Source organism: Streptomyces sp. NPDC059256, assembly GCF_042753785.1.
GTDB lineage: Bacteria > Actinomycetota > Actinomycetes > Streptomycetales > Streptomycetaceae > Streptomyces.
In genome coordinates, this window is the sequence record NZ_JBHYZO010000020.1 from 73,253 (window position 1) to 94,266 (window position 21,014).

Here is a 21,014-nt window from a genome sequence, read left to right on the forward strand (position 1 = left end):
ACACCGGTGCCATCAGATCAGCAGACACGCGCACAGGCGTCTGCGATCACGCCGGGAAGACCGGCTCCCGATGCGGAGCCCGCCCCCACGGACAGGGTCCTGGCCCTCTTCGGAGGTCATCGGCTCTCCCCTGGCCAGCGGCGTATCGCGCAGTACATCACCGAACACCTCACCGAGGCCGCGTTCTTGTCGATCACCGATCTGGCCGATCGCGTGGGGGTGAGTCAGCCGTCGGTCACCCGGTTCGCCGCTTCGGTGGGCTTCAGCGGGTACCCCGCGCTGCGCGAGGCCCTGCAACCGATCGCACTCAGCGCGGTGGCCGCCTCTCCCGAGTCACGCGAGGAGAACCGCCGCAACGAGTTGCAAGCGGCGGTGGACACCGAGATCGACAACCTGGAGAGCCTGCGGCGGCTGCTCGCCGACACACAGCAGATGCTCGACGTCGGCGGGGAGCTGGCCCGGTCGGTCCCTTTGACCGTCCTCGGGCTGCGCATCTCCGTCTCCCTCGCGGAGTACTTCGCCTATGCGGCGCGCCGCATCCACCCCGATGTCCGGACGGTGACCCGGGGCGGCAGCGTCGCCTATGACGCCCTCCTCCAGTCGAGGGAGGCGGGCGGGACCTGGGTGCTGGCCTTCGCGATGCCTCGGCACGCCAAGGAGACCCTGGCGGCCATGCGGGCAGCACGCAGCGCAGGACTGCGCATCGCGCTGATCACTGATCTGGCCCTCGGCCCGCTGACGGACGAGGCAGACGTGACGTTCGCCGCCGCCACCGGTTCCCGGCTGGTCTTCGACTCCTACGCGGCGCCCGGTGTACTTTCCGCAGCTCTGCTCCAGGCCATGGCGGACGCCGACCCCCAGCGCACCCAGGTCCGGCTGGAGGGCTACGAACAGGCCGCGGAGCACCACGACTTCTTCCTGGAGGACTGACCCCCGACCGCCCGGGGCCGAAGGTTCGACGATGAACCAATATGCATGAATTTTTTCATACCCTTGATTACTCAACGGTATATATATTTACTGAACCGGTGACCGGAGATCCTCGGATCCCCGGTCCGGTTCCACGCCACCAAGGATTCGGCAGCTCGCAACGATGCTCATCACCCCTCGCGCCGCCTTAAGCGGTGCGTATCACCTCCCGGAGCCGGGACCCGTCCCGCCCGCGGGCGACATCGGCGACACCGATTCCCCTTGGCCCGTGCGGGCCCACTAGAGCCGGACACCCACGAAGGAACGCTTGTCCTCCTCGCGTTGCCTCCGCGGTAGTCCGTGAGGGCACTCCGTCCCCTGCGGATGCCCCCTTCGGCGGCCTCGGTCTACCCCTGGGTCGAGGCCGCCGCAATCACCACCGGGCGTGATCAGCCATCCTGCTCCGCGGCGACCGCGTCCGCGATGTACGCCTCGGCGCCCGCCTTGTCCACACCGGCCGCCGCAAGGACCCCACCGCCGCCCTCCTGCTCCAGCAGTGCCAGCAGGACGTGCTCGGTGCCGATGTGGTTGTGGCCCAACCGCAACGCCTCTCGATAGGCCAGCTCCAACGCCTTCCGAGCACCGGCGTCGTACGGGACGAGCGGGGGGACCTCCTCCGCCGCGGAGGGAAGGGCGTCCGTGGCCAACTGTCGCACCGCGTCCAGCGGCACCCCTTGCGCCTGAAGGGCACGGGCCCCCAACGACTGGCGCTCGCTCAGCAGGCCCAGCACCAGATGGATCGGGGTGATGTGCTGGTTGCGGGCAGCGTGCGCCTCGTTCTGAGCGGCCACGACCACATTCTTCGCCCGGGTCGTGAACCGACTGAAGCCCTGGTTGGGATCGAGGTCGGACGGCTCGCCGGCTTTGGCCACGAAGCGCTTCTGCGCGGCCTGGCGGGTCACTCCCATGCTCTTGCCGATCTCCGTCCACGAGGCACCCGAGCGACGCGCCTGGTCCACGAAGTGACCGATGAGGTGGTCGGCGAGATCGCTGAGGTGGTCGGCGGCGACGACCGCCCCCGAGAGTTGGTCGAGCTCGTCCGGATGGGCGGTCTTGATCGCCTCGATCAGATCGTCGAGACGTACGGGCTGAGCTATCTGCGCAGGCTTCTCCATGCGTCAACCTTAGGTTGACACCTCGTTGGCGTCAACCGCGAGTTGACACGACTGTGCCCGCCGCTGCCCAGCCGGAACGGACGCCCCGAAGACGAAGCGCTGACACTTCTGCTGACACTTCTTCGGGCGAGCGCGCAAACACCCGGAGGGCGTCGACGACATGGGGACGATGAGTCCGGGCGCCGACGGGAGTCTGCCCCGCACAAGCCGCTCCGAGGAGGAGACCCGATGAGCAATGACACGGCGGAGATCACGGCCCTGGTCGAACGATGGGCTCGGGCGGTGCACGAGGGGGATCTGGCGGGGGTGCTCGCGGACCACACCGACGACATCGTCATGTTCGACGTCCCCCCGCCCGAGCAAGGCGTTCGCGGGATCGACGCCTACCGGGCCACCTGGCCGCCCTTCTTCGACTGGCAGCGGCAAGGAGCCTGTTTCGAGATCGACACCATCGAGGTCACGGCCGGCGACCGGGTCGCCTTCGCCCAGGCACTGTTGCGCTGCGCCGACGCGGACACCCTCCGCACCGACCCGGACCAACGGCTACGACTCACCCTGGGGTTCCGCAGGGAGGAAGGCCGTTGGCAGGTCGCCCACGAACACCACTCCTTCACCCTGCATCCCTGATCACGGCCGTCGGACTGACACAAGGGGATGGACCCCGCCCGTACCGCAGTCCTACGAGAGGGCGCCCGGGGTCCTCGAACCTGCCGCCGACCCCGCGGGTTGGAACCACGGGGACCCACCGGCCATGGCCTGCTCCACCTGGAAACGCTCCCAGGGCGGCAACACGGGCAGGGCGTCCACAGCGAACCAGCCCACTTCCAGTGACTCGTCGTCGTTCACCCGCGCCTCACCTCCGATCGCACGGCAACGGAAGGTGATGTCCAGGTACTGACAGCGATCCCCGTTGGGATAGACGACCGGCTTCGGCATCGCCCGGACCAGGGCCACGCTCTCGGGGACGCAGTGCACGGCGGTCTCCTCGTACACCTCGCGGACCGCGGTGTCCGCGGGTTCCTCGCCCGGCTCGGGAATACCGCCGATGGTCGACCAGCGTCCGTCGTCGGCGCGCCTGCCCAGCAGGACCCGTCCCCGTTCGTCGAAGACGACGGCCGACACTCCTGGCAACAACAACAGCTGGTGGCCCGCGTCTGCCCGAATGTCACGGATGAAGTCAGGGGTTCCCATGGCGCGACCCTAACGCTCTTGAGTGCTTCCCTCGGAGCCGGCGGCGGCCCGGGACGAACGCCGAACCCGCACCGCCTCGACCGCGACCCGGCCGAGACCTCCGGCCGCGAGGAGCAGCAGGATCGCCTCGGGCCAGAGGCCGAGCCGAGTGGCAGGAGTCAGCGAGGAGCGCAGCGGCACCTCGGCGACCAGGGCGTCAGGGGTGAACATCCGGGTCTTCTGGACGACCTTGCCATCCGGCATGATCACGGCGCTGACTCCGCTGGTCACGGGAACGACCACGGACCGTCCGTGCTCGACCGCCCGCACCCGGGACATCGCCAACTGCTGGTACGTCATCTCGCTGCGGCCGAAGGTGGCGTTGTTGCTCGGTACCGAGATCAGCTGGGCGCCTTCCGTGACGGTGTCCCGCGCCATGTCGTCGAAGGCGGCCTCGTAGCAGGTGACCAGACCCACCTTGGTGCCCGCGAGGTCGAAGACTCCCACCTCGTCCCCGGGTCCGAAGTCCCGGCGAACCCGATCGACGTCCGAGCTGAAGATCCGCACCACGGAGCGCATGGGAATGTACTCCCCGAACGGCTGCACATGGCGCTTGTCGTAGGTGTTCACGGGGCCGCGCTCGGGGTCCCACTCGATGAGGGTGTTGCGGAGCTTCCCCGTGTCGGGAGTGAGCACCGCGCCGACGACGGTCGGCACACCGATGGCCCGCACGGCCCGATCGATCTCGACCCGGGCGTCGGCGTTGCGGTAGGGATCGAGGTCGGACGAGTTCTCCGGCCACAGCACGAAGTCGGGCTGCGCCACCTTGCCGGCTTTCACATCCGCGGCCAGTTCCTCGGTGCGCCGTACGTGGTTGTCGAGCACCGCACGCCGTTGGGCGTTGAAGTCGAGGCCGAGCCGGGGCACATTGCCCTGGATCGCAGCGACCGTGGCGGTGCCGTCCTCGGCCGAGTCGTCGACGAGGGGCAGCGCGGCCAGGGCGGCCGTGACGGGTACCAGAAGACTCAGGAGCGCCGCGGCCATCGGCCCCCGGGGCAGGGCGCCACTGCGCCTGTACGCCACCACGCGACGCACGGTTTCGAACAGACCGAACCCACAGAGGACCACGGCGAACCCGAGGAGCGGTGTCCCACCGAGCGCTGCGAGCGGTAGGAAGACCCCGTCGGCCTGCCCGAACGCCAGCTTGCCCCAGGGAAAACCCCCGAAGGGCACGCGCGCACGGGCGGCCTCGCCCAGGATCCACACTCCGGCGGCCCAGAGGGGCCAGGCCGGCAACCGGCTGACCAGGGCGATCCCGGCAGCAGCGGCAGCGATGAAGAGGGCTTCCACCGCGGCCAGTGCGATCCAGGGAACGGGACCGACCTCCTCACCCGTCCAGATGAGGAGCGGCAGCAGGAACCCGAGGCCGGCGAGGTAGCCGAGACCGAATGCGGCCCGGGCCCGACGCCCGTGGAGGCTCCAGCCGAGGAGGGCGATCGCGGGCACGGCGAGCCACCACAGCGGACGGGGCGGGAAGCTCAGATAGAGGAGGTACCCGGAGAGCGCGGCGGCGCCCGGCCGCACGAGTCGGCGGAGCAGCGACCGCCGCTCGATGTGGTCGGGCTGCGGGGCGTCGACGGGTGTCATGGTGGCGCTCACCTGCCGGAGTCTACGGCGAGTGCACGCCTGCCCGACGAGTTGGGCGGCCCGTGACGGGGTCAGGCAACGGGCGGGGCGACCACAGCTCGATGGCGGGGAAGCCCTGGTGTGTGCAGTGAACGCACCGGTGCCGTACCACCCGACCCTGGGGCGGTACGGCACCGATGGGCGGTTCAGCCGAGCTTCTTGACCTGGGCGTCGATGACCGCCTTGGGCTGCTCCGCCGAGCCGGCGAGGCTCTGCGCGAAGAAGCTGGCGACGATGCCGCCCTTGCGGACGGCCACCAGATGCGCGGTGGACGGCTTGCCTTCCAGATCCACGCTGACGGTGTAGGCCACCGCCTCGTCACCGGCGGTGTACGAGGCCGGCTCCACCTTGGTGACCTTCACCTTCTCACCGGGCACGGTCACGGTGAGCCCACCGGCACAGTCGGTGCCCGCCTTCTTGATCGCCGCGATCACATCGGCCGCCTCCTGGCCCTCGTAGGAGGCGACGACATCACCGGTGATCGTGCCGGACAGGGCGTCCATGGCCGCCTTGAGCTTCTCCTCGGGCGAGGCGTCCTTCGCGGGGTCCTTCGGAATGCCCATGATCTTGCGTCCGGCCGATGCGGCGGGAGTGCCACCGGCACGCAGGGCCATGGCGTCGACCAGGGGTGTGCACTCCGCCTTGTCGGCCTTGGTCCCCTTGGCCGCGACGAGATCCACCTTGCTGGCCGGAGTGATCTTGTGGTTGGGGAGGTCGGCCTGCTCCAGCATCAGCTTGTCCAACTCCGCCTGGGAGAGCGCCTTGGCCGCCGGGGCGGCGTCTGCGCCCTTCGATGCCTCCGACTTGGCCTTGTCCTTGGCTGCGGGCTCGTCGGAGCCGCACGCGGTCACCAACAGGGCGAGCGAGAGTGCGGATGCGGCCAGGGCGGTACGGCGGACAGTGGTGCGACGCATGAGAACGGCATTCCTTCGAGTCGATGAACGACGCTCCCCCCTCGGAATCGTCGTGGCCTGAATGTATGGCCCGCCGACAGCGAATGATCAACATACTGACCCCCCGCGGGGATTGTGATGGCAGCGCAATCGCACATCCGCACAATCGAGATCCTGTTGTGTACAACCCTCCGAACGTTGTCCATATATGGGGTGCAACAGCCGATTCTGCGCCCCACGGGCATCAGCGCCCATCCCCATCGATCGGGACTTCCCTCACCCCGGTCCACAAAAACCGTGTCCCTGCCGTTACCGTGTGGGCCGGCCCTGCGAAGACTCCGCGTCGAACCCGCAGGGCACAAGGAGTTCCGTCATGGATCGGGGGGTCGGCGGAATGGCTGGACCAGGCGGGTACCGCAGACAGGAGCGGGGCCGGGCGGTCGATGTGGTCGGGGGCGTGATTCTCGGCGGCTGCGCCAGCTGGTCGCTGATCAGCGCGGCCGGCCGCGACGCCAGACCCGAGGGCGTGCTCCTGGCCGTGTTCGCGGTGGCCGCGGGATACGCCTGCGGGAGGATCAGCGGAACGCTCCTCCCGGTGGGTGCCGCCTCGGCGATCGCCGTGGCCGCGCTGTGCCTGGCGATCGTCTCCCCGCACGGCGTACCGGGTGTGTACACGAGCACCCCCGTCCAACCCGGGCAGTTGGGAGCCACTGCTGGCCTGTTGGTGCTCGCCGCTGGCGCGGCCTGCGCCGCGGCGGCGGCAGCCGGCCCCGGGGCGATCCGCCTCCTGCTGCGCATGCTGGCCTTCGCCGTCGTCTGTACGGCGGTCGCCCTGGCTTCGGTGACTGGTGCGGTGGCGGCAGCGGGCGTCCTGCTCTGTGCACTGGCCACCTCCCGGATGCAACGGCGGGCGATCGCGCTCCTGGGGCTCGCCCTGGCCGCCGCACTGGTGACCGCCGTCTCCTGGGGAGTGGCGAAGGACGCACTGCCCGACGGATTGACCGACTCGTTGAAGGGCGGACTGACCCATCACCGGGTGGCTCTGTGGCACGACGCGGTGGCCCTGGCCGAGGCCGAGCCGGTACGGGGCGCGGGCCCGGGACGCTTCGGAGTGCGGAGCACGACCGCCCAGGACTCGGTGGGCGCGGACGGCAAGCCCCATTCGGCACCCCTACAGCAGGCCGCCGAGCAGGGCGTACCGGGAGTGATCCTGCTCGCTACGGCATTCGGGTGGTTGCTGTACGGGTTGTGGCGCTCACCACGGCCCACTCCCGTGGTGCTCAGCGCAGCGGCGGCGCTGACGGCCCTGGCAGTGGTGGCATCGGCCAGCAACGCCCTGAGCTTCGCCCCCGTGACCGCGGGGGCGGCGCTGCTGGCGGGACTGGCGACCGCACGGGTCGAGGTCGATGACGTACACGGGAGCGAGGGCAGGGCGTCACCGGCCGCACCGGGTCTGACCTCGCGCGCATGACGGCCGGTCCCGGCACGGGGACCAGGAATCGTGCTCTTCAGGCATCGTGCTCTTCAGGGCGCGCACGGCCCGAGCAGAGCACTCGAACCATCGGCGCGGGGCCATCGCCGGGGCAGCCCGATCCGTGCCGCCCAGCCGCCCACCTCAGCCCTGGACGGCCGCCGCGTGGCCCGGATGCCCCGGAGTCAGCAGATCGCGCACGGCGCGCACGGCCGCTTCGGCGTCGTCGACCGTCACCGTGAAGGTTCTGCCGTCGCCGAGTGTGAAGACGACGGCCTCCCCACGGCGGACGATGACCGCCGTGCCGCGCTCGGGGCGCCAGCGATAGCCCCAGCCGCCCCACTGGCGTGGGGTGACCTGGGGTGCGAAGTCCGCGCCCACGACGTGGGAGAGGGGAATCCGCCGCCGGGGCAGCCCCATGTGGCCACAACGAACCTCGACGAAGTCGTTGTCGACGGTGACCGCCACATGGACGAAGGCCAGGGTTCCGTAGAGCATCAGCAGACCTGCGGCGACGCAGCCGACGACGGACATCACCAGGGGGACGATCCCTGCGGTCCAGTTCGATTCGACGGCGAGTTCCACGCCGAGTGCGATGCATGCGGCGCCCGCAACGGCGAGCAGCCACTGGATGCGATTGGTGGCACGGCCGGTCCACACCGCAGGCACGGGTTCGACGGAGTGCGCGGTGGGACGCATCGAGTCATCGAAGTGGTCCCTCATGCCAAGCAGAGTACCCAGCTTCCCGGAGCTCGGCCCGGGTCCATGAGCAAGGTCACCCTGCCGTTTCGGTGCTGCCGCCTGACTGCCAGCGGCGTCAGCGCACGGGAGTGGCAGCGTGCAGCAATCTGGCCTCGACATAGCTCATGGCCTGCACGGACAGTGCGGACTCCCGGCCGCTGTGGAGCACGGTGACCCGGCCAGGGGTGACCGTTCCCGCTGCGCTGGCATCCGCACGGGCCACCCGGCGCAACGCCTGCGCCGCGACCGCGTCGGCGGACCCGAAGAGGACGACCGGTACTCCGACGGCTGTGCGAATGCGCTCGGCCACGAGTTCGTAGTGGGTGCAGCCGAGGACGATCGCCCGTACGCCTCGGGGGGTGAGTGCCGCAGCAGCGGCAATGGCACGGTCGATCATGGTGTCGTCCGCGTGTTGGACACCGTCGGCGAGGCCCGGGCAGGGCACTTCCGTCACGGCGGCGGTGCCGGCGAAGTCATCGATCAACCGGCGTTGGTAGACACTGCCGGTGGTGGCGGGGGTGGCCCAGATGGCCACCGGCCCGCCGCCCGCAGCAGCGGGCTTGATCGCGGGAACGGTTCCGATGATGGGGACAGCGGGCTCCAGTTCCGCGCGGAGCGTGGGCAGTGCGTGCACCGAAGCGGTGTTGCAGGCGACGATCAGCGCGTCGGGAGCGTGGGCGACGGCGGCTCTGGCCACGGCGAGCGCCCGCTCGGTCACATCGTCCGGTGTGCGCGGCCCCCAGGGCATTCCCTCGGGGTCGGAGGAGAGCACGAGGTCCGCGTCCGGCCGGAGTCTGCGTACCGCAGCCGCCGCCGCGAGGAGGCCGATTCCGGAGTCCATGAGCGCGATCTTCACCCGGTCACCATAGTCGACAGCATCGGTGACGCCGGCTGGCTGCGGCAGACTTCGGCTCATGATCGCCCTTGCTTGGATCGCTGTCGGGTCGCTCGCCGCATGGGGGTGGCTGCTGCTGGGCCAAGGGCTCTTCTGGTGTACGGACCAGCGACTGCCCCACCGTGTCCCCCTGCGGGGTTCTTGGCCCGATGTCGCCGTCGTGGTGCCCGCACGCGACGAGGCCGCGATGTTGCCGACCACCCTTGTGACCCTCCTGGCCCAGGACTATCCGGGACGGGCCAGGGTGATCCTGGTGGACGACGGAAGCACGGACGGCACCGGTGGATTGGCGCAGGAATTGGCCAGGCGCCACGGAGGACTGCCGCTGACCGTGGTCGACCCGGGAGAACCGGAGCCAGGCTGGACCGGAAAGCTGTGGGCACTGCGCCATGGCATGGCCGTGGCCCGGACGGACGGGCCGGAGTACCTCCTGTTCACGGACGCCGACATCGCCCACGCACCCGACAGCCTGCGCGCACTGGTGGAAGCGGCGCGGGCGGGTGGTTGGGATCTGGTCTCCCAGATGGCGCGCCTGCGCACAGTGAGCGGTTGGGAGCGGCTGATCGTGCCGGCCTTCGTCTACTTCTTCGGCCAGCTCTACCCCTTCCGGTGGGTCAACCGACCGTCCGCGAGAACCGCGGCTGCCGCCGGCGGGTGCGTGTTGCTGCGCAGGGCGGTGGCGGAACGTGCCGGTGTGCCCGAGTCGATCCGACAGGCGGTCATCGACGATGTGTCGCTGGCGCGCGCCGTCCAACGGGCGGGTGGGCGGATCTGGTTGGGGCTCGCCGAACGGGTGGACAGCGTGCGGCCCTATCCGCGGTTGGCGGACCTGTGGCACATGGTGGCGCGGAGCGCGTACGCACAGTTGGCGTACAACCCCTTGTTGCTCGCGGGGACCGTGGTGTGCCTCGCCGTGGTCTATCTGGCACCGCCGATCGCGGTGTGCGCGGCGCTCCTGACGGCGAACGCGGTGGCGGGCTGGGCGGGTGGGCTCGCCTGGGCGGTGATGATGGGGACGTACCTGCCGACGCTGCGCTACTACCGGCAGTCCCCGTTGTTCACCCTGCTGCTGCCGTTCATCGGGTTGCTCTATCTGCTGATGACCGTGGATTCTGCGGTGCAGCACTACCGCGGCCGGGGCGCGGCGTGGAAGGGGCGTACGTACACCCGCCCCACGCCGGCACCGGAACGCTGAACCGCTACAACCGCTACAACCGCTACAACCGCTACCAAGAAGAGGTCACTTGCGGCCCGGTGTCCAGTTCATGCCCCAGCCGTAGGTCTGGTCCATGGTCCGCTGGGGACTCACTCCCCGTTCCGGCACGAGGAAGCGGGCCTCGCGCTTCACGACGAGGTCCGAACCGGTGTTGGTGATCAGCGCCAGTGAGCACACGGTGGAGGGAACGGTGCATTCGCCGAGCGAGAACTCGATGGGCGCGCCGTGTTGCGGCTGGAGGGTGACCGTCGCATCGAGGTCGGCGAAGCTGCGCGCGCCTTCGTAGATGGTGACGAAGATGACCACTCGACGGAGGTCGTTCCGATGGTCGAGGTTGATGGTCAGATTCTCGCCGGAGGTACCGCCGGTGCGGTCGTCGCCGTCGAGGTGGATGTAAGGGGCCTGGTTCAGCGCGCCGAAGGCATTGCCCAGCGACTGGACCACACCCTTGCGCCCGTCGGTGAGTTCGTAGAGGGCGCAGAGGTCGAGGTCGAGATCGCCGTGCATGGCGATGGCCCGGCCGAGCTTGGCTCCCCAGCCCTTGAACTGCTTGCGCACCTGCCAGCTGAGATTGACGCGCAGTGCCCCGGAGGTGCCGCCCTGCTTGGTGAGGGAGACGGACGGGGTCTCCTTGGTCAGCGTCACCTTGGACAGCCGTACGGGGGTGGGCGCGGCGGCCGGAGGCGCCGGGGGTGTCGGAGTGGTGGCAGGGGCCGGGGCGGGCGTGGGCGTGGGTACGGATGTCGGTGTCGGTGCGGGCGCGCGGAGGTGCATGGTGGCGTTGGAGGTGTCCGGTGCCGCGCTGACCGGGGGCGGGGTCGGTTGGGGTTCGTCGACGGTGATCCCGTAGTCGGTCGCCAGCCCGGCCAGCCCGGTGCCGTACCCCTGTCCCACCGCACGGAACTTCCAGGCCCCTTGGCGCCGGTACAACTCGCCGAGCACGAAGGCCGTCTCGACGCTGGCGTCCTGGCTGTCGTACCGGGCGATCTCGGCCCCGGTGGAGGCGTCGGTGACCCGGACGTAGAGCCCGGGTACCTGGCCGAAGCTGCCGCCGTCGGCCGATGCGGCGAGCACGATCCGCTCGATCGTGGGCTCCACCGCGGTCAGGTCCACATGGAGGCGGTCGATCACCGGATCGGAGCCGGACTGCTTGCCTTCGTGCCGAACCGCACCGGAGGCATGGGTCGGTTGGTTGTAGAAGACGAAGTCCGCGTCCGAGCGGACCTTGCCTGAACCGGAGTCGAGCAGCAGCGCGGAGGCATCGACATCGGGAACGGCGGGACCCGCCCCCCAGCCCAGTTCGACCCGGACCTGCGGCGCAGGCACCGGAGTGTTACTCCCTTTTTGCATGGACATGCTTGCCCCCATCACGAGCTCCGAGCATCTGAATTGGTTCACCGAGGGTCAAACCTAGCCCTCATCGGGCCCATCAGACGTCTCCGGACCCACCAGTAACCGCCTCCGAGCTCGCCCTTTACACGATTCCTACGTCACAGCGCGACCGTTTTTCCCGGGTTCGGTCCCATTGGAGCTCAACAGTCGGTCATATCTGCGGAAACAACCCTCTTATCGGGCTCCCCAAATCCACATCGTGGGCTTAACTTATGTGCCATGACCTCCCCCCGCTCCACTTACGGCGGCGGCTACTACTCCGCTCCGTCGTTCGCTGACACCCCGATCTACGACTCCCTGGTCGCAGAGCGGGGCACGCCTCAGATCGCCCCGATCCGAGTGCCTGCCGCCTACGACACCGGCAACAGCTACCTGCCGGCGCTCCCCGCGGCACTCCCCGCTCTTCCGGCTGGGCCTTCGGCGCCCCAGCCCGCATACGGCTACGGGCAACAGGTTCCGGTTCCGCAGCCCATGCCGCTGCAACAGGCTCCTGCGCCGTACATCCCGCAGCAGCAGCCGGTGCCGCCCCGCGGCTATCCCGCGCAACAGGGCTACCCGCAGCAGCAACGTCCACCGGCCACGGGCTACGAGGCGATGCGTCCCGCCGCTCCTCGCCCAGCGCCGGCACCGGGCCCCGGCTATACCGACTCCTACAACCGCCCCTACCCAGGGCAGGGTTACTAGGGACGGTCCGTCAAGCCTCCGCCCGTCCGCGTCCCTTCCCGCTCCCCCTTCTCCTTTCCGGACCGCCTACGACGGACTGCCATGGGTGTGAAGTGTTCCCTTCTGGTGAGGTCTGTGGGAACACGGCATCCCGTGCGCACGTTGGGTAGAGGGGACGGGACGGCCCAGGGCTCGCCGCACGGCACCAGGACGCACAGGGTCCACCGGGACTCGTAGGATGCGTGGTGGTGTTGTGCGGCACCGTGCTGTCCGGACGGCAAGGGGGGTGTGGGCATGCATGCGGCACGGGGTGTCTGGCGTTGGCGTGGCAATCCCCTGCGTCGGGCCACCGATCAGATCGAGGCGTGGATGGCGTTGAGCGCCGCGCTGCTCCTGGTCACCGTCGCCCCCGCGTTCGGTTGGCTGGTCGGATCGGCCACCGATGATTCCCTCCGTCAGTCGATGCGGCTCCAACGGCTGCAGCGCCACCAGACCACGGCGACGGTGGTGAGTCCCTCCCCTCCCGCGAAGGCCCGCTCGTACGATCCCGACGCCAGCGCGGCAGACCACCAGCAGCGCACGGTGACGGCTCAGTGGCGCGCGGTGGACGGTCGCAGGCACACCGGTGCGATCGCGACCGTCCTCGACAGACCCCGGGCGGGTGATCGAGTCACCATCTGGACCGACGCCCGAGGTCATGTGGTCACCCGTCCCTTGGACTTGGCGACCGTTCGGGTGCACTCGGCGCTCACCGGGGCGGGCGCCGCACTGTCCGCGGCGGGAGCGCTCGAATGCGCCAGACGCCTGGTGCTGTGGCGTCTCGTGCGGCGCAGACACGACCGTCTGGACCGGGCCTGGGCTGCCGTCGGACCGGATTGGGGACGTACCGGTACGGGCAGCTGACCACCTGATTCGTCAACTCCGGACGCGTGCGCGCGCTACGGTGGGGCGACCCCGTCGAGAAGTTTCTGGGGAGTGGGCCTGTCGTGCGATCAGGACGTACTCAGGACAGAGTTTGACGCGGGCGCGGTAGTCGCGGGCGAGTCGGTCACGATGGAGACAGGCCCGTAGGGGGCGTTCCCCTCCCCGAGGCGCCGAATCCGAACACACGAGGTGGGGGCAGAGCAGCACGATGGCACAGGGCACGGTCCAGGTGACCCACACGGGCACATCGCGGTGGCGGCGCCGCACGGGCGAGTACGCCTCCTTGGCAGCAGCCCTGGAGGCCGCCGGGGACGGCGATGTCCTCACCGTCGCCCCGGGGACGTACCGCGAGAACCTCGTGGTCCAACGGGCGGTGACACTGCGCGGCCCCGAGGGATCCCTGGGGTCGGTGCGCATCGCACCGGCCGACGGCGTGCCGCTGACGGTAAGGGCGTCCGCCACCGTGCAGGACCTCTACGTGGAGGGTCAGGACACGACGGCCCCGGCTCTGCTCGTGGAGGACGGCACCCCCGAGTTGATCGACGTGCGCATCTCGACCCGCTCGGCCTCCGGTTTGGAGGTGCGCGGAGCCGCCAGGCCCACCGTCCGCCGCTGCACGATCGACAACCCCGCAGGCGTCGGCATAGCCGTACTGGAGGGTGCGGGGGGCGTGTTCGAGGAGTGCGAGGTGGTCTCGGCGGGCCAGTCGGGCGTGTCGGTCCGCGGGGGCGGGCACCCCCGGTTGGAGCGTTGCCGTGTCCACCACGCCTCGGGGGCCGGCCTGGCGGTCACCGGTGAGGGCAGTGGTCTGGAGGCCATCGGCTGCGAGATCTACGAGATCAAGGGCTCGGGTGTGCAGATCGCGTCACGCGCGACGGCCCATCTGACCGACTCCCGGGTGCACCGGACCTCGGCCGACGGGATCACCCTCGACACCGACGCCGTACTGACGCTCTCCGACTGCGACATCCATGACATCCCGGAGAACGCGATCGACCTCCGCTCGCGCTCCGTGCTGACCCTCACCCGCTCCACCGTTCGACGGTTCGGCCGCAACGGTCTGTCGGTGTGGGACCCGGGTACCCGGGTCGACGCCAACCAGTGCGAAATACACGACAGTACGGGCGACTATCCCGCCGTCTGGATCAGTGACGGGGCGACGGCCGTACTGGACTCCTGCCGGGTGCACGACGTACCGGACGCGCTGTTCGTCCTCGACCGGGGCTCCCGGGTCGACGTGGTCGACAGCGATCTCTCCCAGATCCGCAACACGGCGGTGTCGGTGAGCGACGGTGCGAGCGCACAGCTCGACGACTGTCGGATCAGGGAGGCGTCCACCGGGGCCTGGTTCCGGGACCACGGCAGCGGCGGCACCCTCAACTCCTGCACCATCGACGCGGCCCAGACGGGGGTCATCGTCACCAAGGGCGCGGATCCGCTCATCGAACGCTGCACGGTCACCTCTCCCGCCGAGGCGGGTTTCTATGTGTCGGCGCAGGGGCGGGGCACGTTCCGGAGCTGTCGGGTGACCGGCAGCGGCGGCTACGGCTTCCATGTGATGGACGGCTGCCGCACGACGCTGAGCAAGTGCCGTACGGAGCGGTGCGCTCGCGGTGGGTACGAGTTCGCCGACCCGTCGTCGCCCGTCGTCGATGAGTGCACGAGCGACGAGTCGGCGGTGCCCGTAACGCCTGGACACATCGCCGCCGAAACCGGCATGGATCGGCTGACGTCGGCGCAGTCCTCAGGACTGTTGACGCCGGCGCCGGCTCCCGTCATCACGACCAGGACCACGACCGAACCGGAACCGCCGTCCGAGGCAGCCGCCCCCGCGCGGACCCCGGACGCGGTTCTCGGCGATCTGGACGAACTGGTCGGCCTGGACAGCGTCAAGCGGGAAGTCCGCTCGCTGACCAACATGATCGAGGTGGGACGACGCCGCAAGGAGGCCGGGCTCAAGGCCGCCTCGGTCCGTCGGCACTTGGTCTTCACCGGTTCCCCCGGCACCGGTAAGACCACCGTGGCGCGGTTGTACGGAGAGATCCTGGCGGCGCTCGGTGTGCTCGGTCGCGGACATCTCGTCGAGGTCTCCCGGGTGGATCTGGTGGGCGAGCACATCGGCTCGACCGCGATCCGGACGCAGGAGGCGTTCGACCGGGCGCGCGGCGGGGTGCTGTTCATCGACGAGGCGTACGCGCTCTCCCCCGAGGACTCCGGCCGGGACTTCGGCAAGGAGGCCATCGACACGCTGGTGAAGCTGATGGAGGACCACCGGGACGCGGTCGTGGTGATCGTCGCCGGCTACACGGCGGAGATGGAGCGATTCCTCACGGTCAACCCCGGAGTGGCCTCGCGGTTCTCCCGGACCATCACCTTCCAGGACTACGAGGCGGACGAGTTGCTGAACATCGTCCAGCGGCAGGCCGACGAACACGAGTACCGACTGGCGGAGGGCACGGGCGAGGCCCTGTTGAAGTACTTCGCCGAACTGCCCAAGGGTCCGGCGTTCGGCAATGGCCGGACCGCACGCCAGACCTTCGAGTCGATGGTGGAGCGCCATGCGGGTCGAGTCGCCGAGCTGGTGGAGGTCAGCACCGACGACCTGACGCTCCTCTACCCGGAGGACCTGCCCGAACTGCCCTGAGCAGGCTCCTCGTAGGAGTGGGGTTGGCTCGGGATGGTGGGGAGCAGTCGCTCCAGCAGTTGTTGTCGCTCGGCGGTGAAGACCGGGTCGGCCTGGTAGTCGGAGTGGCCCCGGATCGGTTCGGGCAGCGGATGGCTGCGGGAGCGCCCGTAGACGACCGGATCGTCTAGCGGTGGGCCGTCGACCGGGCGTTGTCCCGGCTCCGGCGGCAGCAGCACCGGTCCCCCTATGGGGTCGGTGGGCCGCCAGAGATTGCGCCAGCCCTCGACCTCGCCCTGTAGATCGCCGAGTGCGCCTGGGCCGAAGTAGGCGGGGAACCAGCGTCCGTAGAGCCTCTCCAGCGGAGAACCGTAGGTGAGCAGCGCCACTTGATGACGGGTGGCGGCCGGGAGTTGCCAGACGGCGGCAGCGGCCAGCACGCTGCCTTGGGAGTGACCGGAGATCACCAGTCGACCGCCGGTCTGCTCGGTCCAGGTGCACATGCGCCAGGTGAGGTCCGGTACGGCGCGTTCCGCGTAACAGGGCGGGGCGAAGGGGTGGGCGGCCCGGGGCCAGAAGGTTCCCACGTCCCACAGGATGCCGATGGTGCGGCGGGCGGAGGCATCACGATAGGCGCGACGGCCCCAGGTGACGAACAGTATGAAGCCGAAACCGACCAGCCAGGAGCCCAGTGCCTGCGCGGCTTCGGCGAAGGACTCGGCCCACCCGCCGCCCGCGAAGGCCCGACCGGGTACCGCACCGCTGATCCAGGCCCCCAGGACCGCGCCCAACCCCAGGACGAGCGTGGTGCCGGCGATGATCCCCACCATCCGGGGCGCGGCATCGGTGAGGTCGGCGCGCGCCCGCGCACCGGCGATCCGTCGGGTGCGGACCCGGTCGGGACGCCATACGTCGCTCGGTCGGATCCGCTCCCTCGCCTCGTACTCGGCCTCGATGCCCGGTCCGAGACGGCGCGTCGCGAGGAGGACGCGGACCGCAAGAACGACGGCGGGCACGATCAGGACGAGCAGGAGTACGGGGATGACGGAAGCCTGCCAACTCAGCAGCACGGGCGGGCCGGGGATGTTGCCCTGTCCGTCCATTCCCGGGGTGCCGGGCCCGTCCAGCCAGTCGGCGACCCGCTGTGCGACACCTCCGGTCATCACCCCGCCGAGCGCGCACGCGAGCATGGCGACCGCCGGGCCGGCGACTCCTCGCAGGGCGGTGCGCGGGTGGCGGGCCTGCCGTTGGAGGACGACGGCGGTGACCGCGAGGGCCACGACCAGGACCACTTGGGTGAGGGCGATCAGCCGGAAGGCGGCGTCCCCGGGCAGCGCCCCGTGGGACACCCAGTCCGGGCGGGGCCAACCGGCGTACAGGAGGGCAAGGACCCAGAGGGCGATCGCCGCGGCGGGCAGCCGACGGACGGCGACGCGGTCCAACCTGGCGTCGAAGCTTCGTTCGCTGCGACCGCGGCGGAAGACGACGGCGAGGACGGCGAGGAATCCGAGGGCCAGCAGGGTCTCCAGCACCCATCCGCAGATCGTCAACAGGACGCTGTCGGCAGCCCGGTCGTGCCGGGCCGCTGCTCCGGTGATCGCGGCGGAGACGGTGAGCAGACCGACGGCGGTGTGTGCGGCGCGGAGACGGGCGACGAGCCTGCGGCCGTACCAGAATCCGGGCCTTCCCAGGGCTGACGGACCTGCCGGGCGCACCCCCGGCTCTGGCTCGACCTCAGCGTCGACGTCGACGTCGACGTCGGCGTCGACGTCCGCATTGGCGTCGTCCGTATCGTGCGTGGCGGAGGAGTCGGTGGCGGCCGTGCTCCCACGCTGCTGCGGGCCGGGGCCCGCTTCGCCGTCGGCCACCTCGGCGCCGGTCGGCGGGCGCTGCGACTCGTACGCGTTCCAGGTCCGGTTGGAGAGGTACCAGAGCAGGCCCACCAGGGCGGTCGGGACCAAGGAGGCGAGGGCCAGCCGTCGACCGGGCTGGGACCACCAGCCGCCCTGCTCCGGGGAGAGGAATCCCAACCAGGAACGGCTGTTGGCACACGATGCGACTCCGGCGCACTGCCAGGCCACCAGATCGAGCGCCACCTCGCACGCGGCGGCGGTCAGCAACACGGTCAGACTGAGCGCGACCAGTCGCACCAGGACGCCGTACGCCCTGCTCATCCCCGGGCGGCCCGGTGCGCGCGGACGCATCCAGTGCGCCAGGTTGACGACCATGAAGGGGAGGAGCAGCAGCCACAGGGCACGCGCGCTGTTGCCCGAGGTGAGGTTGGACCAGCAGTACGCCTCGGGGATGGGCTGGTCACGGCCGCGCTCGGGGTCTCTTTCGGCCTTCTCGTCGTCGCAGCGCCGGAAGATCGCGGCCTTCTCATCACCGGAGACCCGGACGGTCCGAGGGTCGCCCAGTATCTCCTGGGGGCTCGCCCCGCCAACACCGTGGACCAGCAGTTCCAGTGCTGGACCCTCGCTCTTCGGGGCCGACATCGCAGATGGCACCGGTGTGACTCGCTCTCTGGCCGGGGACGTCGGCCGTACGGCCGCACGCGTCATTCCTCCTAAGAATCCCGGATAACGGCGGCTTGTCACAGCGCCCTCACGGAATCTCCGCGACACCGCGCCCAGGGCTCCGTGGGAGTATGGGGCGCCTCGAAAACAGGCGGCGCAGGACGACATGGAAGGACCGGCCACGGAAGTGACCGACAATCAGAACCTGCTCGCGGAGCAGCGGCGTGCCCTCATTCTCGACGAGGTCCGCAGGCGTGGCGGAGTACGGGTCAATGAACTCACGCGCAAGCTCAGCGTTTCCGACATGACCGTGCGTCGTGATCTCGACGCCCTCGCCCGACAGGGCGTCATCGAGAAGGTGCACGGCGGTGCGGTGCCGGTGGTCGAGGCCAGTACGCACGAACCGGGCTTCGAAGCCAAATCCGCCCTGGAGTTGAGCGCCAAGGAGGACATCGCAAGGGCCGCCGTGGCGATGGCCGTGCCCGGGACTGCCATCGCGCTGTCGGGTGGGACCACGACGTTCGCCCTGGCCCATCACCTTCTCGATGTGCCCGATCTGACGGTGGTCACCAACTCGGTCCGGGTGGCCGATGTCTTCCACACCGCGCAACGCGGAGGCACGGGCGGGGTGACGCGCCCCGGGGCCGCCACGGTGGTGTTGACCGGTGGAGTGCGGACGCCGTCCGACTCCCTGGTGGGTCCGGTGGCCGATCAGGCGATCCGGTCGCTCCACTTCGACGTCCTCTTCCTCGGAGTGCACGGAATTTCGATCGAGGCGGGACTGTCCACGCCCAACCTGGCGGAGGCGGAGACCAATAGGCGTTTTGTACGGGCGGCGCGCCGGGTCGTCGTGGTCGCGGACCATACCAAGTGGGGCACGGTGGGCCTTAGTTCCTTCGCACGGCTGGCCGAGGTCGACACGCTGGTGACCGATGCCGGCCTGTCCAAGGAGGCGCAGGAGCAGATCTCGGAGCATCTACCGGGGCTCGTCGTCGCCGGTGGCACCGATGTGCAGGGTGGTTGATGAGCGATGGCGTCGTTCCGACTGACCCGCGCGGTCACCCTGCCGATCGACGAGGTGTGGCGCCGGGTGACCGACTGGCGAGCACATGCGGCACGGATGCCCTTGACGCGGGTCTCCGACATGACCGGGGGACCGACCCGGGTCGGAAGCGCGTTCACCGTGCGATCCGCGGTGGGGCCGGTGGGGATCGACGATCCGATGGAGGTCGTGGAGTGGCAGCCGCCCGAAGGGAATGCCGCGGGTCGCTACCGACTGGAGAAGCGGGGCCGGGTCGTGCGCGGCTGGGCGGAGGTCGAGGTCCTGGGACGGGGTTCGGGCACCGTCGTGGTCTGGACCGAGGAGTTGCGCATCGCGTGGGTGCCCGGCTTCCTGGACCGAATGGTCGCCCGGGTGGGTCGGATGGTCTTCGGCCGGGCGCTCAACGGTCTGTTGGGTGGGTAGGGCGATGCGTCAACTCGGCCAGGCGCCCGTCGCAAGGAAGGTGTCGATCTGGCGTGCGTAGGGGGCGATGTCAAGGCCCTGGTCCCGAAGCCACTCGTCCGAGTAGTACTTGTCGAGGTAGCGGTCGCCCGGGTCGCAGAGCAGGGTGACCACGCTTCCCCGCTCTCCCGTGGCGACCATCTCCGAGACGATCTTCCAGGCGCTCCACAGGCCCGTACCGGTGGAACCGCCCGCCTTGCGGCCGATCACCCGGTCGAGTGCCCGGACGGCAGCGATGCTCGCCGCGTCGGGCACCTTCATCATCCGGTCGATGGCACCCGGGACGAAGCTCGGTTCCATGCGGGGTCGGCCGATTCCTTCGATGCGCGAACTGGCGGCGCTCACAGCCCGGGGGTCGCCGGCGGTCCAGCCGTCGAAGAAGCAGGAGTTCTCCGGGTCGGGCACGCAGACCATGGTGTCGTGCTGCATGTAGTGGACGTAGCGGGCGATGGTCGCCGAGGTGCCGCCGGTGCCCGCGGTCGCGACGATCCAGGTGGGTTCCGGGTACCGCTCCCGTTGCAACTGCTGGTAGATGGATTCGGCGATGTTGTTGTTGCCCCGCCAGTCGGTCGCCCGCTCGGCATAGGTGAACTGGTCCATGTAGTGGCCACCGGTCCGTTCGGCGAGCGCGGCCGACTCCTCGTACATGCGCTGGGAATCATCGACGAAGTGACACTGTCCGCCGTGGAATTCGATGAGCCGGATCTTCTCGGGGCTGGTGGTGCGGGGCATCACCGCGACGAAGGGGACGCCCACGAGTTTGGCGAAGTACGCCTCCGACACGGCGGTGGACCCGCTGGACGCCTCGATGACCGGCTTTCCGGGTCTGATCCATCCGTTGCAGAGGCCGTAGAGGAAGAGAGAGCGGGCGAGCCGGTGCTTGAGGCTGCCGGTCGGATGGGTCGACTCGTCCTTGAGGTAGAGGTCGATGCCCCACTCGTCCGGCAGGGGGAACTTCAGCAGATGGGTGTCGGCGGAACGATTGGCGTCGGCCTGGACCTTGCGTACGGCCTCTTTGAGCCATGCCCGATAGTCCGGATCACTACGGTCCACATCCGCCGTCGCCATGGCCCCATCGGTCACATGGTTGTCGTCGGTACTCATATCCGTCGCCCCTCGTCGCGCTGGGAACTCTTGTGCCTCCTCGTCACAGTAAGCCCCCCACCTGCACAAACATTCACTTTGGGTAGCCATAGGGGTCCGTTGTGGGCGCAGTCGCGGGGTAGGGAGCGCTTC

At 69.6% G+C, this 21,014-nt stretch carries 18 protein-coding genes; 9 read left to right on the forward strand and 9 right to left on the reverse strand.

The features are described 5' to 3' along the window. The first annotated feature begins 6 nt into the window (after window positions 1–6). Window positions 7–930, forward strand: a complete 924-nt coding sequence (locus ACFXJL_RS28665) for a MurR/RpiR family transcriptional regulator (protein ID WP_358880272.1) — start codon at window positions 7–9, stop codon at window positions 928–930. 428 nt (window positions 931–1,358) lie between these two features. Here the strand turns inward: ACFXJL_RS28665 and ACFXJL_RS28670 are convergent, their stop codons facing one another. After that, window positions 1,359–2,084: a Clp protease N-terminal domain-containing protein gene (locus ACFXJL_RS28670; RefSeq protein WP_384697092.1), complete on the reverse strand. Its 726-nt coding sequence runs from the start codon at window positions 2,082–2,084 to the stop codon at window positions 1,359–1,361. Window positions 2,085–2,312: 228 nt separating this feature from the next. Between ACFXJL_RS28670 and ACFXJL_RS28675 the strand changes: the two genes are divergently transcribed. Continuing rightward, window positions 2,313–2,711: a YybH family protein gene (locus ACFXJL_RS28675; RefSeq protein WP_384697094.1), complete on the forward strand. Its 399-nt coding sequence runs from the start codon at window positions 2,313–2,315 to the stop codon at window positions 2,709–2,711. Window positions 2,712–2,762: 51 nt separating this feature from the next. Here ACFXJL_RS28675 and ACFXJL_RS28680 read toward each other — a convergent pair whose 3' ends face one another. From ACFXJL_RS28680 to ACFXJL_RS28690, 3 genes are all read right to left on the reverse strand, one after another. Beyond that, window positions 2,763–3,275: an NUDIX domain-containing protein gene (locus ACFXJL_RS28680; RefSeq protein WP_358880269.1), complete on the reverse strand. Its 513-nt coding sequence runs from the start codon at window positions 3,273–3,275 to the stop codon at window positions 2,763–2,765. Between the two features lie 9 nt (window positions 3,276–3,284). Beyond that, the gene (gene lnt / locus ACFXJL_RS28685) at window positions 3,285–4,913 is read right to left on the reverse strand and encodes an apolipoprotein N-acyltransferase (RefSeq protein WP_384642562.1); all 1,629 of its coding nucleotides are present in this window, start codon (window positions 4,911–4,913) and stop codon (window positions 3,285–3,287) included. Window positions 4,914–5,086: 173 nt separating this feature from the next. Further along, window positions 5,087–5,854 (reverse strand): hypothetical protein, encoded by a 768-nt coding sequence (locus tag ACFXJL_RS28690; RefSeq protein ID WP_358880268.1) that lies wholly within the window; start codon window positions 5,852–5,854, stop codon window positions 5,087–5,089. A gap of 373 nt (window positions 5,855–6,227) precedes the next feature. On the opposite strand from ACFXJL_RS28690, the gene ACFXJL_RS28695 reads away from it, so the two are divergent. After that, entirely contained in the window at window positions 6,228–7,304 is a 1,077-nt protein-coding gene (locus ACFXJL_RS28695; protein ID WP_384697099.1) for an O-antigen ligase family protein, read from the forward strand. Between the two features lie 144 nt (window positions 7,305–7,448). Here the strand turns inward: ACFXJL_RS28695 and ACFXJL_RS28700 are convergent, their stop codons facing one another. Together ACFXJL_RS28700 and ACFXJL_RS28705 are read right to left on the reverse strand one after the other, a co-directional pair. After that, on the reverse strand, window positions 7,449–8,027 hold the full coding sequence (locus tag ACFXJL_RS28700) for a hypothetical protein (protein ID WP_358880266.1): 579 nt from the start codon (window positions 8,025–8,027) through the stop codon (window positions 7,449–7,451). A 94-nt stretch (window positions 8,028–8,121) separates the two neighbouring features. Next, complete coding sequence (locus tag ACFXJL_RS28705) at window positions 8,122–8,901, reverse strand: glutamate racemase (protein WP_384697102.1); 780 nt, start codon at window positions 8,899–8,901, stop codon at window positions 8,122–8,124. A gap of 58 nt (window positions 8,902–8,959) precedes the next feature. Here ACFXJL_RS28705 and ACFXJL_RS28710 point away from each other — a divergent pair, with 58 nt between their 5' ends. Next, complete coding sequence (locus ACFXJL_RS28710) at window positions 8,960–10,135, forward strand: glycosyltransferase (protein WP_384697105.1); 1,176 nt, start codon at window positions 8,960–8,962, stop codon at window positions 10,133–10,135. 45 nt (window positions 10,136–10,180) lie between these two features. Here ACFXJL_RS28710 and ACFXJL_RS28715 read toward each other — a convergent pair whose 3' ends face one another. After that, complete coding sequence (locus tag ACFXJL_RS28715; RefSeq protein WP_384697108.1) at window positions 10,181–11,512, reverse strand: TerD family protein; 1,332 nt, start codon at window positions 11,510–11,512, stop codon at window positions 10,181–10,183. A 255-nt stretch (window positions 11,513–11,767) separates the two neighbouring features. On the opposite strand from ACFXJL_RS28715, the gene ACFXJL_RS28720 reads away from it, so the two are divergent. The 3 genes from ACFXJL_RS28720 (at window position 11,768) to ACFXJL_RS28730 (ending at window position 15,779) form a co-directional block, all read left to right on the forward strand. Continuing rightward, a complete protein-coding gene (locus ACFXJL_RS28720) occupies window positions 11,768–12,232 on the forward strand; it encodes a DUF6643 family protein (RefSeq protein WP_384697111.1) in 465 nt (154 codons plus the stop codon). A 273-nt stretch (window positions 12,233–12,505) separates the two neighbouring features. Next, on the forward strand, window positions 12,506–13,114 hold the full coding sequence (locus tag ACFXJL_RS28725) for a hypothetical protein (RefSeq protein WP_358880262.1): 609 nt from the start codon (window positions 12,506–12,508) through the stop codon (window positions 13,112–13,114). Between the two features lie 229 nt (window positions 13,115–13,343). Then, window positions 13,344–15,779, forward strand: coding sequence for a right-handed parallel beta-helix repeat-containing protein (locus ACFXJL_RS28730; RefSeq protein ID WP_358880261.1), 2,436 nt, complete (start codon window positions 13,344–13,346; stop codon window positions 15,777–15,779). On the opposite strand, the gene ACFXJL_RS28735 is transcribed toward ACFXJL_RS28730, so the two are convergent. Then, window positions 15,749–18,319, reverse strand: coding sequence for a hypothetical protein (locus tag ACFXJL_RS28735; RefSeq protein ID WP_384697115.1), 2,571 nt, complete (start codon window positions 18,317–18,319; stop codon window positions 15,749–15,751). The two genes, ACFXJL_RS28730 and ACFXJL_RS28735, sit on opposite strands and share 31 nt — an antisense overlap. A 142-nt stretch (window positions 18,320–18,461) precedes the next feature. On the opposite strand from ACFXJL_RS28735, the gene ACFXJL_RS28740 reads away from it, so the two are divergent. Both ACFXJL_RS28740 and ACFXJL_RS28745 read left to right on the forward strand, forming a co-directional pair. Then, a complete protein-coding gene (locus ACFXJL_RS28740; RefSeq protein WP_358880259.1) occupies window positions 18,462–19,298 on the forward strand; it encodes a DeoR/GlpR family DNA-binding transcription regulator in 837 nt (278 codons plus the stop codon). A 6-nt stretch (window positions 19,299–19,304) separates the two neighbouring features. Then, window positions 19,305–19,739, forward strand: a complete 435-nt coding sequence (locus ACFXJL_RS28745; RefSeq protein ID WP_384697118.1) for an SRPBCC family protein — start codon at window positions 19,305–19,307, stop codon at window positions 19,737–19,739. Between the two features lie 9 nt (window positions 19,740–19,748). Here the strand turns inward: ACFXJL_RS28745 and ACFXJL_RS28750 are convergent, their stop codons facing one another. Beyond that, a complete protein-coding gene (locus ACFXJL_RS28750; protein ID WP_358880257.1) occupies window positions 19,749–20,882 on the reverse strand; it encodes a PLP-dependent cysteine synthase family protein in 1,134 nt (377 codons plus the stop codon). Between the last annotated feature and the right edge of the window lie 132 nt (window positions 20,883–21,014).

What these genes read in the sequence shown, in the direction of transcription:
- ACFXJL_RS28695 (WP_384697099.1), top strand. Translation starts at nt 6,228, where the DNA reads ATGGCTGGACCAGGCGGGTACCGCAGACAGGAGCGGGGCCGGGCGGTC.
- ACFXJL_RS28720 (WP_384697111.1), top strand. Translation starts at nt 11,768, where the DNA reads ATGACCTCCCCCCGCTCCACTTACGGCGGCGGCTACTACTCCGCTCCG.
- ACFXJL_RS28735 (WP_384697115.1), bottom strand. Translation starts at nt 18,319, where the DNA reads ATGACGCGTGCGGCCGTACGGCCGACGTCCCCGGCCAGAGAGCGAGTC.
- ACFXJL_RS28750 (WP_358880257.1), bottom strand. Translation starts at nt 20,882, where the DNA reads ATGAGTACCGACGACAACCATGTGACCGATGGGGCCATGGCGACGGCG.
- ACFXJL_RS28745 (WP_384697118.1), top strand. Translation starts at nt 19,305, where the DNA reads ATGGCGTCGTTCCGACTGACCCGCGCGGTCACCCTGCCGATCGACGAG.
- ACFXJL_RS28725 (WP_358880262.1), top strand. Translation starts at nt 12,506, where the DNA reads ATGCATGCGGCACGGGGTGTCTGGCGTTGGCGTGGCAATCCCCTGCGT.
- ACFXJL_RS28680 (WP_358880269.1), bottom strand. Translation starts at nt 3,275, where the DNA reads ATGGGAACCCCTGACTTCATCCGTGACATTCGGGCAGACGCGGGCCAC.
- ACFXJL_RS28690 (WP_358880268.1), bottom strand. Translation starts at nt 5,854, where the DNA reads ATGCGTCGCACCACTGTCCGCCGTACCGCCCTGGCCGCATCCGCACTC.
- ACFXJL_RS28675 (WP_384697094.1), top strand. Translation starts at nt 2,313, where the DNA reads ATGAGCAATGACACGGCGGAGATCACGGCCCTGGTCGAACGATGGGCT.
- ACFXJL_RS28715 (WP_384697108.1), bottom strand. Translation starts at nt 11,512, where the DNA reads ATGTCCATGCAAAAAGGGAGTAACACTCCGGTGCCTGCGCCGCAGGTC.
- ACFXJL_RS28730 (WP_358880261.1), top strand. Translation starts at nt 13,344, where the DNA reads ATGGCACAGGGCACGGTCCAGGTGACCCACACGGGCACATCGCGGTGG.
- ACFXJL_RS28710 (WP_384697105.1), top strand. Translation starts at nt 8,960, where the DNA reads ATGATCGCCCTTGCTTGGATCGCTGTCGGGTCGCTCGCCGCATGGGGG.
- ACFXJL_RS28670 (WP_384697092.1), bottom strand. Translation starts at nt 2,084, where the DNA reads ATGGAGAAGCCTGCGCAGATAGCTCAGCCCGTACGTCTCGACGATCTG.
- ACFXJL_RS28700 (WP_358880266.1), bottom strand. Translation starts at nt 8,027, where the DNA reads ATGAGGGACCACTTCGATGACTCGATGCGTCCCACCGCGCACTCCGTC.